12 protein-coding genes are annotated in these 11,961 nt (G+C 34.5%); 7 read left to right on the forward strand and 5 right to left on the reverse strand.

Annotated features, from left to right (window positions below; genetic code table 11):
- Positions 1-77: 77 nt before the first annotated feature.
- The 4 genes from AC1Q51_RS20980 to deoD all read right to left on the reverse strand — a co-directional run bounded on the left by AC1Q51_RS20980 (position 78) and on the right by deoD (position 3,863).
- The gene (locus AC1Q51_RS20980; RefSeq protein ID WP_001094860.1) at positions 78-272 is read right to left on the reverse strand and encodes a DUF3924 domain-containing protein; all 195 of its coding nucleotides are present in this window, start codon (positions 270-272) and stop codon (positions 78-80) included.
- Between the two features lie 121 nt (positions 273-393).
- Positions 394-924: a tyrosine-type recombinase/integrase gene (locus AC1Q51_RS20985; RefSeq protein ID WP_000806236.1), complete on the reverse strand. Its 531-nt coding sequence runs from the start codon at positions 922-924 to the stop codon at positions 394-396.
- A 107-nt stretch (positions 925-1,031) separates the two neighbouring features.
- Positions 1,032-2,846 carry a sensor histidine kinase gene (locus tag AC1Q51_RS20990; RefSeq protein WP_492331702.1) on the reverse strand — a complete coding sequence of 605 codons (1,815 nt, stop codon included), beginning with the start codon at positions 2,844-2,846 and terminating at the stop codon, positions 1,032-1,034.
- Positions 2,847-3,155: 309 nt separating this feature from the next.
- The gene (gene deoD / locus AC1Q51_RS20995) at positions 3,156-3,863 is read right to left on the reverse strand and encodes a purine-nucleoside phosphorylase (RefSeq protein WP_000110707.1); all 708 of its coding nucleotides are present in this window, start codon (positions 3,861-3,863) and stop codon (positions 3,156-3,158) included.
- 176 nt (positions 3,864-4,039) lie between these two features.
- On the opposite strand from deoD, the gene AC1Q51_RS21000 reads away from it, so the two are divergent.
- Positions 4,040-4,828 (forward strand): DUF8832 domain-containing protein, encoded by a 789-nt coding sequence (locus tag AC1Q51_RS21000; protein ID WP_000232599.1) that lies wholly within the window; start codon positions 4,040-4,042, stop codon positions 4,826-4,828.
- 4 nt (positions 4,829-4,832) lie between these two features.
- Here the strand turns inward: AC1Q51_RS21000 and mprF are convergent, their stop codons facing one another.
- Positions 4,833-7,412 (reverse strand): bifunctional lysylphosphatidylglycerol flippase/synthetase MprF, encoded by a 2,580-nt coding sequence (gene mprF / locus AC1Q51_RS21005; RefSeq protein WP_000010853.1) that lies wholly within the window; start codon positions 7,410-7,412, stop codon positions 4,833-4,835.
- A gap of 184 nt (positions 7,413-7,596) precedes the next feature.
- Between mprF and AC1Q51_RS21010 the strand changes: the two genes are divergently transcribed.
- The 6 genes from AC1Q51_RS21010 (at position 7,597) to spmB (ending at position 11,872) form a co-directional block, all read left to right on the forward strand.
- Positions 7,597-7,986 (forward strand): hypothetical protein, encoded by a 390-nt coding sequence (locus AC1Q51_RS21010; RefSeq protein ID WP_000584360.1) that lies wholly within the window; start codon positions 7,597-7,599, stop codon positions 7,984-7,986.
- Between the two features lie 21 nt (positions 7,987-8,007).
- Positions 8,008-8,499 carry a YpuI family protein gene (locus tag AC1Q51_RS21015; protein WP_000067551.1) on the forward strand — a complete coding sequence of 164 codons (492 nt, stop codon included), beginning with the start codon at positions 8,008-8,010 and terminating at the stop codon, positions 8,497-8,499.
- 105 nt (positions 8,500-8,604) lie between these two features.
- Complete coding sequence (locus tag AC1Q51_RS21020; RefSeq protein ID WP_001075742.1) at positions 8,605-9,519, forward strand: superoxide dismutase; 915 nt, start codon at positions 8,605-8,607, stop codon at positions 9,517-9,519.
- A gap of 112 nt (positions 9,520-9,631) precedes the next feature.
- Positions 9,632-10,756: a D-alanyl-D-alanine carboxypeptidase family protein gene (locus AC1Q51_RS21025; RefSeq protein ID WP_090975941.1), complete on the forward strand. Its 1,125-nt coding sequence runs from the start codon at positions 9,632-9,634 to the stop codon at positions 10,754-10,756.
- Entirely contained in the window at positions 10,749-11,345 is a 597-nt protein-coding gene (spmA, locus tag AC1Q51_RS21030; RefSeq protein WP_000247810.1) for a spore maturation protein SpmA, read from the forward strand. Before AC1Q51_RS21025 ends, spmA begins: the two co-directional genes overlap by 8 nt.
- Positions 11,342-11,872 (forward strand): spore maturation protein SpmB, encoded by a 531-nt coding sequence (gene spmB, locus AC1Q51_RS21035; RefSeq protein ID WP_000029514.1) that lies wholly within the window; start codon positions 11,342-11,344, stop codon positions 11,870-11,872. The genes spmA and spmB overlap by 4 nt, the downstream gene beginning before the upstream one ends.
- Positions 11,873-11,961 lie beyond the last annotated feature (89 nt).

Genomic DNA, 11,961 nt, shown 5'->3' on the forward strand with positions numbered 1-11,961 from the left:
CATCAGCTGTAAATTTAGCCATAGAAAAACTGCACCTCCAATTGTTAGACTGTGTCTAACAATTGGGGTGCAGTTCATTAATGCTGTTCTTTTCCGTTGACAAATTGTTGTAAATCGAAAGGAGTTATCGCCTGGATAAATTCTTTTGAGATAAGTGTTTGAACGAGAGTGCTCTCAGAGATAGAAGCACCTGTTTTCTTTTCATAAGCTTGTTTTAATAAATCAAGTTTTTCAGCCGTTTCTTTTGGTAATTCAATTGTAAGTGTGTTCATAATTTCTCCCCCTTAGTATTAGAGTACCACTACAGTATAGGAGAGACAAGAAAAGAGAATATGAAATATAAAAAAGGTTACCAAATTTTCAAATGGTAACCTTTTTTATGTATAAGAGTTATTAAGCAATACCGATATACTTTAAAGTTTTTGATGGAGTACTGTGATCAAAGAAGTGTTGTAAAAATGCAATATCAACACCTGATTTGTATGCACAATAACCCCAAGTTTTTCGAAGTGTATGTGAGCTAATCCCTTCTAATCCAACTTCTTTTGCAGCTTTGTTTAAAATGTACCATGCATGTTGTCTCGTAATAGATTTTGTTCCTTTTTGAGATTTTAGCAATGGTTCATTACGTTTCCAAGTTTTACGTTCTTTCATGTAGTCTTCGATTGCGTGCTGTAAGTCTTCATTTACAGCAAACCATTTATGTTTCTTCACTTTTTCATTGTAAAATAAAATGGAATGGCGAACATTTTCATTTTCATCGATTACATCACTAACTTTTAATTGTAAGATTTCACTTACTTTTAAGCCAGAATTTACAGCTAATACGAATAATAAGCCATCACGTTTCGAAGATTGTAAAAGTATATTTTTGATAGTTTCTAATTGTTTTTCATTTTGAATAGGTTGTCCTGCTTGTTTCATTTCACGCACTCTCCTCTTTTATATGTGTAAAGGAAAGGATTAACTTGTTTCTTACTATAAAGGGAGAGTGTGAATTTCATGTGAACTCCTAGTGAAATTAAGACAAATTATTTGACTTCTTTTACTTTTTGTAAATTGAAATAGAATACAACACTGTTAGTCGTATTATACACACCGTATTCGGCATGATGGAGGTCTAAAATGTTTTTTACAATAGATAATCCGAGACCAGTACCTCCAGTGTGACGGCTACGTGATGCATCTAGACGATAGAAGCGATCCCAAATTTTTTCAAGACTTTCTTCAGGGATAGGGTTTCCTGTATTTTCGATTTCGACTTTTACGGTATCTTCTGCCTCTATAATAGAGACTTGTATTTTTTCTCCATCTGGCGTATAACGGATTGCATTACTTAGTAAGTTCACAACTACTTGCTCAATACGGCTACGATTTGCTTTAACAAGTATAGAAGGGTCTGCATCGACATTCACTTGTAAATGTTTTTCTTCCATGCTAAATAATAATTTTGTGTAGACTTGTTGCGTTAATTCACCGATTGAGAACGTCGTCATATCTAGTTTGTAAGTACCAGATTCCAACTTTGCTAATTCTAACATTTCAACAATCAGCCTGTTCATATTTTCTGTTTCTTCTAAAATAACATCAGTATAATACGAAGTATCCTTACTAACACCATCTTTAATTCCTTCTGCAAAACTTCTAATTACGCTCAGTGGTGTTTTTAATTCGTGTGACACGCCAGAAATGAATTCTTTTCTTGTTTTTTCCAATTGACGTTCACGTTCAATATCTTGTTGTAACTTTGTATTAGCGACATTTAATCGATCGATTCGATCTTTTAAATTTACAGATAATGTATTGATACTGCCAGAAAGCCCGCCAATTTCATCGTCAGCTGTAACAGGTAATTTCTCGCTGAAATCAAAATTAGCCATTTTTTTTGTAACACGATTTATTTTAATTAATGGCTTAACAATGATTTTTGAGTAGTAGAAGGATAACAAAATAATAACGAGAAACACGATAATTAAGGCATAAACATAATAATCTTTTAAAACGAGCATCGCTTCATTAACAGGCTGCAAAGATGCTATCGCAAAAGCGTATTCTGTAATCTTTCCGTTTTCTATAATCGGTTTTACAAAGATACTATTTTTTATATTTTCTCCACCATCTAATATAAAAGTACTTAATTGGTTCGAGTTAGAAGTGCCCTCTCTAATCATATCTGCGAAATATTGAACGGCTTGTAATGTTTCAATATCATTTGCAAGACGAACCTCAGCTTTGGATGGGAGCTGTAACTTAGTTATAACACCTGTAAAGACGATTCGAGTTGTAGATTTGTATCGGCTTGCAAGTCTGTTCTTAGAAGGGTTACCATTAATTGACTGAAAATCCGAATAGAAATGTTCGTTCTGCCATTGATTATAATTCGTTCCTAATTTTTGTGGTGTGATTATATTATTCTCTTGTACGACTCCATCAACATTGATTATTACATCTTTTTTTAAACCTAAATTTTCGAATTTATTATATTCTTCTGGTGTTAAAAGATTATTGAGTGGAATGGAATACTGTTTATTATTGTTGGGATTAAATACATCGATATAGTAATTGTTATCACTTTTAATAATACCGTTAGAATCCAAAAACTGCATATCTGCATTTGTTTTATCATGAAATTCTTGTTTTAGTTTTCTAACCTGCTCATAACTTTTATCACTTTTATCATAATTATCTACGAATTTTTCAAAAGCAGTTTGGACTGTTTTTACTTTCTTATTAATATAAAATTTCTCTAAAAATAGAGATTGTCCTAGGAAAAAAAGTAGGAATATGATTGTAAATAAAGTGGATGTTAATAAAAATAGTTTAAAGACGATACTTCTGTTTTTCACTGCGTCACCTCTTATGAGAAATACTGTAAATGATTTCTTTATCCCGCCTTAACAGGTAATAAGACTCCTACTTCAAAATTCGGCAAATACAAGGGAGTTAGGCGGGAGATCAACTGCCCGTAAAATCCTGATTGGTTCAACTAATAATCAATGGGGAATGGGAAAAATCCCCACTGATTAAAGTTTCACTTTATTATAACAAACGTTACAAGAAAGTAGAGGGGAGAAATCTGTCTCTTTATAAAATAGTTATTTATAAAAAGTCACATAAAAAGAACTCGCCAGACGTATGACAAGTTCTTTAGTGTATTATTGTTGAATTGCTGCATCTAAAGCGATTTCAATCATTTCGTTAAATGTAGTTTGACGCTCTTCAGATGTTGTTTCTTCGCCAGTGAAGATGTGATCGCTAACTGTTAATACAGATAATGCATTTACACCGTATTTCGCTGCTAATGTGTAAAGAGCAGTTGTTTCCATTTCTACTGCTAATACACCGTAATCTCCAAGTTTTTTAACCATGTCCATGCTTTCACGATAAAACACATCTGCTGTTAAAACGTTACCGACACGAACGTGTAATCCTTTTTCAGTTCCAGCATCGTAAGCTTTCTTTAAAAGATCAAAGTTTGCAGCTGGTGCAAAATCAAATCCTGGGAATGTTAAACGGTTCATATTAGAATCAGTACAAGCCGTCATTGCGATAATAACATCACGAACTTTTACATCTTTTTGAATTGCACCGCAAGTTCCAACGCGAATTAAATTTTTAACTCCGTAGCTTTGGATTAATTCGTTTACATAAATAGAAATAGAAGGAACACCCATACCTGTACCTTGAACAGATACACGTTTTCCTTTATAAGTTCCAGTGAAACCTAACATACCACGTACGTTATTATAGCAAGTAACATCCTCTAGAAATGTTTCAGCGATATATTTTGCACGTAATGGATCACCAGGTAATAGAATAGATTCAGCGATTTCGCCTTGTTTTGCTTCGATATGTACACTCATGAAAAGTCCTCCTTATAATGTATTGATAGAAATCAATATCATTTGCATTATACACTACGAATCCTTTCAATTAAAATCTTTTTATTATTTGTAATATGTGCAAAATAGGAGGATTTCATAAATCATAATCTAGAATATATACCTTAAGAAGTTTTGTATGAACAGAGACAATAAAAATGGTAGGTGATGTTTTGAAAAATCTTGTCATTGGACTTATTGCGTTAGTACTTATTGTGGCAGGAGGATTTTACATAAAAAAATATCAAGAAAACGAAGAGACTGTAGGAGATGTTCAGGAAGTAAAGTGGGATGTGTCAAATGGAAAGGGAAATGAGAAAGTAGATATTTTATTTCAGTTGTTAAACAAAAAGAATAATGAAATTCGTGGTGTAAATGATCAAATTCGGGCAGTGATTGTAGATGGACAGTTAAAACACATACAACAAATTAAACCTACATTTGCAGGGAACGGGTCATATAAGTTATCTTCCAAAATAGCGAAAGACGAAGAATATACAATATTTTTATACGAAGATAAAAATAAGTCCGTAGAGTCATTCGCTAGGAAAGATTTTGGTAGAACGAAAGAGGAGAACAATAAGAAAAAAGTGAAATTTCCAATCGACAGTGTACTTACAAAAAAAATAGGAGAGTATGAAGTTTCTCTTTTATTTGGCGCATTACATCCGAATGAACCAGTTACGTTAACATTTCAGTTTCAAGCGAAAAAGGGTGAAAAATTGAAATTACATTCAGAGAGAGGAGAAGTAGAGTCACTCTATATCGTGGATGAAACGAAGGAGAACTTTTTATACGCTATGCCTGTAGATACGGATGAGCAATTACAATACCGGATTACATTTCCTGCCGAGGGCACGTATAAAATGTGGGGGAATTTCTATATAAATGGTAAGAAGTATGAAAAAGAATTTATTGTACAAGTTCAAAAAAGAAAAAACAGCTAAGAATTTAGCTGTTTTTTCTTTTTCCTATTAATTTTGTTACAGAGAGCATTGTAATTGGTAAAGAATGATTCTTCCTAAATGCTAAATATTTACCGCTCCATGCTGGTTTATATTTTTCTTTAAAATGTCGTAATCCGCTGAAACTATACGTATAACGAACGTTATTAAAGATTGCAGCAGCCACTCGTTCAGACCAGAAAGACTGTGTGGATAAACCAACATTTGAAAGTGGTGCCATACCAATATTAAAGGAGTGGTACTCATTTTCTTTTGCCCATTGGAATAAGTGGATGAAAATTGCGTCCATAATGCCGCTAGGCGCATCTGGATAATATCGCATTAAATCGACAGATAATGATCCGTTTTGATATACGGGCATGAATGTTGTGAATGCAATAATTTTTCCATCCGCATCAGATAATGTTGCGATAGGAGCGCGACTAATATATTCACGATCGAAGTATCCGAGTGAAAAACCTTTCTCTTTTTTTCCACCAAGCCATGCATCTGAAACTTTTCTTAACTCTTCATATAATTCGTCGGAGAAAGGTGGCTCATGAATAGAGAATGTATAGCCTTCTCTTTCAAAACGGTTGAAAGTAGCTCGCATGCCAGCACGTTTCTTTCCTGTTATTGTAAAGGTATTTAAATCAACAACAGCTTCTTCACCGAGCTTAAAGAAGTTATAACCAAAATCGTGATATAAACTCATCCATTTACTTTCAATTTGGTAGAATACACAAATGTATCCAAATCGATCAGCCTCAGCTAAAAACTCTTGCAATACAGTACGATAGGAGGAAGGGTCACCAATTGGATCACCTAGTACAATAAGTCGTTTTCCAGTTATTGAGAAGAGAATGAGTGCTTTTCCATCACTACTGAAAAAGAACTGCTTATCTCCTAAAAAACCTAAATGACTAAGTACATTTCCACCATGTTCATCTAAGAAGTTTTGTAATCTTTTATCATTAGCTGGTTGCCCGGGAAATTCATTTCGATAACGATTTGCAATGAGTGAACCAATTAGTAAAAAAGTAGGAACAAAAAAGGCAGCTGCTAATGCACTTCGTTTCACTTGTGTAATATTACGAACGACAAAATCAGGTTTGAAAGCTTCCTTTGCACCTGCAAATAAAATACCTAAGTTTTTATATAAATATAACGTTACAAGTAGGAATATAAAAACTTTTACGATATCGGAAAGTGAGACTTCCATTTTCTCACGTACAAACCTTTTACGAAGCATATACAATACAGCGAGTACGATTAATAAAATAAACGTTTCTTCAACATCAATTCCTTTTAGTGTATTAAAAATAGCCGCTCCAATTAAAGAAACAATCGTCATATAATAAGAACGTTTTGTTCCGTAATATATCCCCCGTGAAAGAATGAGTAGGAGAATACCGAATGTTAGTGATAAGCTAAAAGAAAATTGAATAAGGTGTTTTGGAGCTAGAATATGTAAGGCGTGTGCCCGATTTATACTTGTCGGTAGAATGGTTGATAAAATAACCATTAAGCCAGCAAATACTGTTAAAGCAGCAGATGCCCAAGAACCTAACTTTCCTAGAAAGTCACGCTGCAAAGTCCATATAACACCAGTTGTCTCTAATGCAGGCGCAATAAAAGGTTTATCTTCAAACTTTTTAATGGCTACTCCTGTCATTTCAAAAGCTGCAAAAATGAGACCAAGGCAGAATGGTAAGATGTAATAGACGAGACGATATAATAACATAGCAGGGAGTAAAACACCTGTATCGATGCCGTATTGCCCAAGCCCAGTTAAGAAGACAAGGTCAAATGATCCAAGGCCACCAGGAACAAGACTAACGACACCAGCTAAAGCAGCAATGACATATACGCCTAAAAACTTTTGGAATTCGATTTCAATGCCAAATAATAATAATATGACGTACATAACAATACCAGCAGATACCCATTCGACTAATGAAACTAATGAGTATAAAACGGTTGGGTTCTTCTCCTCTTCTTCTTGTCCCTCTGTTTGCGTCGCTTTTCTATTTTTTAATTTAGAAAACCCGATATATATAGGAACGAAAAGAGCAAAGAAGATAAGAACAGGCCATAGCCATGGTTTTTCATGCAAAATAAATCTCGTGTCTAATATTCCGATAAGACCAAGAAATGAAAGAATGGCTAATCCATTAATAAAGGCAGTTGTCATCCAAGCGATACTTTTAATAAGTTTTCCATTTTCTTTTATGTATGGACGATAAAGCATTGTGCGTACGCCGGCTCCAACGAGACCACCAAACCCGATAAATCCATTTAAAGTATTAGCAATCCACGAGATACGGAAAATCTTTTGGACAGGAATATCAGCTTTTAAGTAACGAAGCATAACATAGTCATAAAAGAACATTGTTGATACAGCGAATGCACCAAGTGTAATTGCTAAAAAGACTCCTCCAGTTGGAATGTTTTTAATTGTATCAATCGCTTCTAAAAAAGAAATGCCCGCTAATTCTTTTTTTGCTTGAAAGAATACAATTGTTAATACAACAAATGGGAAGATAATTTTCCCGATTTGTAAGAAACGTTTCCATGAAAACGACATAAATACAACTCTCCTTGTGTAAGAAAACTGAGACAATAATATTATTATGACAAACTTCAAGAAAAATAAAAAGGTAAATTCCTGTATAGGGGAGCTATTTTTTATATAGGTATATTTAAAAGAATATTTTGTTTATCAGAAAATTAAGTTAGAATAAGATAAAAAAAGGAGGAGAGGGGAGTATATGATTATAAAAGGTTATGTAGGATATGAGTTAGAAAAAGCGAAACCTAATACATCAGAGGATTTTTTTAACAGATCTGAAGTGACATATATATTAAATGATAAAGAGAAAACTTTTTCGGTTTTATACGTTCGATATTTTGAAGAAGTTTTACAAGAAATTACTCCTTTTGAAGGAAATCCAGTGTATAAAGTAGAAGAACAAAACATATATTTACGCGATATTGTAGCGATATGTTGTTTAGTGAAAGATAGGGAGCTTCGTGCGCAAAAACGTTTGTATTTAAATAATATGGAAGAATTTCAACAATATTTTGATGAAGGAACGGTGTTGAAAGTACAAGAAATATTGGCTGAATTACATAAAAATAAAAGAGTAGAAATAGTGTGAAATGGCAAAGGAGAGAGAAAAATGTCTAATTTGATGGTTGAAAATCAAACAGAACAAGTTTCTATATTTTTAGAAGATGCTATTCATTTAATAACCAATTATGTAAATTATCATACGTTGCCTTCTTTATTAGAGGAGACACCGGCAGGGAACGAGCAATATTATAAAGGGTTATTAGCATCAATGAGACGACTTCTCGTTTTTTGCGAAGAAGGACATGATGCATGTTTTGTTTTGTTGAATAGTCAGCCATTTCGAAAAACAGCAGCTGAAAAAATTTTATATAAGATTTACCATCAAGTAATTGCAGAGTTTTTTTCACCGAAGAGTGATTATTGGTATGAAAATAGTCGGTCTGCATATACCGGAAAAAATTCTATCGTTTTTCAACAAACACCACCTGCATCATTGGGGCAAGTGATGAAGAGTTTAGAAGGTAAATTTCAATTGATGCGTGAAGAACTAGAATATTATGAGACGGATTATCAGACAAAGATGTTACACAAATATTGATTGGGGAAAAGAAGCTAAGGTGACTTAGCTTCTTTTCCTTTTGTACAGTTATATAAGGGATTTTCATTGAATATAGTTAAGTGGATAGCATTAGGGAGGTGCAACATGAATCAGCAAGGTGTATTTACAGATTACTTTCATGAAGTAGAAAATTGGTGTGAAAGTGTTCTTCACGTATTAGATAGCCGCGCAATGGAAGTGTATGATGTCCATATGCTTGCTTATAAAATTCAGACGTTGTTAGAGCGTATGAAAGAGCATGAGTATGAAACAGATGCAGAGTTTATGTATGAAATAAGTGATGATGTAGAACACATTCAGCATCACTTGCAGGAAGTATTTATGCAAGAAGAAGAGGAATATGAATTATATGAAAGAGGGGATAGCGAACGAGCTGTTCCAATTGGAGGACATACACTCCCGCCATTACCTTATCCGTATAATGCGTTAGAACCGTATATTTCTAAAGAAATTATGATGTTACACCATGATAAACATCATCGGAGTTACGTGGAAGGGTTAAATAAAGCAGAGAAGATGATGGAAGAAGCGAGAAAAACAAATCAATTTGATTTAATTAAGCATTGGGAGAGAGAAGCGGCTTTTCATGGGTCAGGTCATTACTTACACACGATATTTTGGAATAACATGAAAAAAGACGGTGGTGGAAGTCCAAGAGGTGCTTTTTCACAACAAATCGAACAAGATTTTGGGAGCTTTTTACGTTTCCAAAAACATTTTACAGAAGCGGCCTCTAAAGTAGAAGGTTCAGGCTGGGCAATTCTCGTTTGGGTGCCCCGGTCTGGAAGGTTAGAAATTTTGCAAAGTACACTTCATCAATTATTTACACAATGGGATACGATACCACTCCTTGTACTAGATGTCTGGGAACATGCGTATTATTTACAATACCAAAATCGAAAAGATGAATATATTAAAAACTGGTGGAATGTTGTAAATTGGCCTGATGTAGAAAAAAGGTTTGAAACTGCGAAACAAATTGAATGGACACCATATTAGACGCAAATTCTCTGCGTCTTTTTTAATGAAAGCAGAAGGAAGATTTCGTTCATATTTTAAAAGGCCAAGCATACACTTGTACAAAAAGTGCCAAAAGGACGTGGGGGGAAATATGAGACGAATTTGTGTAATCATTACGCTTCTTATTATGTACGCAAGCGTTATGCCAATTCCTACATATGCAAAGATGAACAGCAATGTCAGTGCTCGAAATGCTGTATTAATGGAGCAACAGTCTGGTCGTGTATTATACGGAAAAGCAGAACATGAACCTCAAAAAATTGCTAGTATAACAAAAATTATGACTGCCTTGTTAGCTGCTGAATCAGGGAAGATGAAAGAAATGGTGTCAGTTAGCAATGAAGCGGTGAGGGTGGAAGGATCAGCAATCTATTTAAAGCCTGGACAAAAAGTGAAGTTAGAAGATTTAGTATACGGACTCATGCTTAGATCTGGTAATGACGCAGCGCAAGTAATTGCTGAAAGTGTGGGTGGGAGTATAGATGGATTCGTATATTTAATGAATGAAAAGGCGAAAGAAATTGGAATGAAAGATACTCACTTCTCAAACCCTCATGGTTTAGATGGAGATGGATCACATTATTCGTCGGCTTACGATATGGCGTTATTAACGAAGTATGCAATGGGAAACGAGTCATTTAAAAAAATCTTTGGAACAAAAACGTATAAATCCGATTCTTGGGATTACCCGTGGAAAAATAAACATAAGTTGGTAACGTCTTATTATGAATTTGCAACAGGAGGAAAAACAGGCTTTACGAAGAAAGCAGGAAGAACGCTTGTTACAACGGCATCAAAAGATGAACTAGATTTAATTGTCGTAACTTTGAGTGCTTCTAGTGATTGGGATGATCATATGAATCTATTTGACAAAGGATTCGAACGTTTCAAGCAAACGAAAGTTTTAGGACAAGGAGCAATTGCTGAAATAAATGAAAAGAAGTATGCCAACCATGTTTATACGAAAAATAGTTTTTCCGTGCCGTTAACTGAAGAGGAAAGAAAGAACGTGTTATTAAAAGTTGAACTGGATAAAAGTATAACGCTTGAGGATGGAGTAAAGGTTGGAAAGACAGATGTTTATGTTGGCAATGAGAAAGTTGGAGAACGGAATTTATTTTATAGTAAACGGAAGTTAGTAGCTACAACGGGACTTTACTGGAATAATGTGAAAGAAATTTTTTCTTACATGATAGGTGTTGGGAACGATGGTTAATCTCGTATGGGTAGCGATGGCTGTCATTGGGATTGTATACGCCATGATAAATGGAACGATGGAAGAAGTGAATAAGGCTGTATTTGACGGAGCAAAAGATGCAGTAACGATTTGTATAGGACTTATTAGTGTTTTAGTATTTTGGCTTGGTTTAATGAAAATTGCAGAGGAAGCCGGATTGTTAAAAAAATTAGTTTCGCTTTTTATGCCGATAGTAAAAAGGTTGTTTCCAGAAATACCAAAGGACCATCCGTCCATGGGATTTATTCTATCAAATATGATGGCAAACTTTTTTGGTCTAGGTAATGCAGCAACCCCTCTTGGTATTAAAGCGATGGAACAACTAAAAGAGTTAAATGGAGGAAAGGATTCGGCGAGCCGTTCTATGGTGACGTTTCTAGCATTAAATACATCAGCTATTACATTAATTCCTACGACAGTCATTTCAATTCGAATGACGTATGAATCAGCCAATCCTACTGAAATTGTTGGGGTAACATTTATTGCACAAGTACTTTCTATGATTGGAGCGATTTGGATTGACCGCTATTTTTACCGAAGAAGGAGTAGAAAGGGGCGGAAAAAATGAGTATTGTAAATACAATTTCCTTATGGGTAATCCCTTGTGTAATTGGTTTTATCCTTTTATATGGCACGATAAAGAAAGTGCCGACGTATGAATCGTTCGTTGAGGGAGGAAAAGAAGGGATTCAAATTGCAATTTCCATTTTACCGTTTATGGTTGGAATGCTTGTTTCTATTTCTATATTCCGATCTTCAGGTGCGCTAGATGCAATGATATCAGTAATGAAGCCAATGCTAGATTTAATTCATGTTCCAGCAGAAATCGTTCCATTAGCACTAATACGCCCTATTTCAGGTTCTGCTGGTCTAAGTATTACGACTGATTTAATTGCCACATATGGGCCAGACTCATTCATTGGGAGATTAGCTTCTACGATGCAAGGGAGTACAGATACGACTTTTTATATTTTAACAGTATACTTCGGAGCTGTTGGTATTAGAAAAATGGGAGATGCATTAAAAGTAGGTCTTTTTGCAGATTTAATCGGAATTATTTGCTCGATTGTCTTTGTTTCCCTATTGTTTCAGTAAAGCTATTCATTTTTTATGCTATTTCGCGTATAATACGTATACGACCACTATTAAGGTGTAGCTTAATAGTGGTTTTTTTATGTGGTATT

Source organism: Bacillus sp. MT94 (assembly GCF_058792475.1).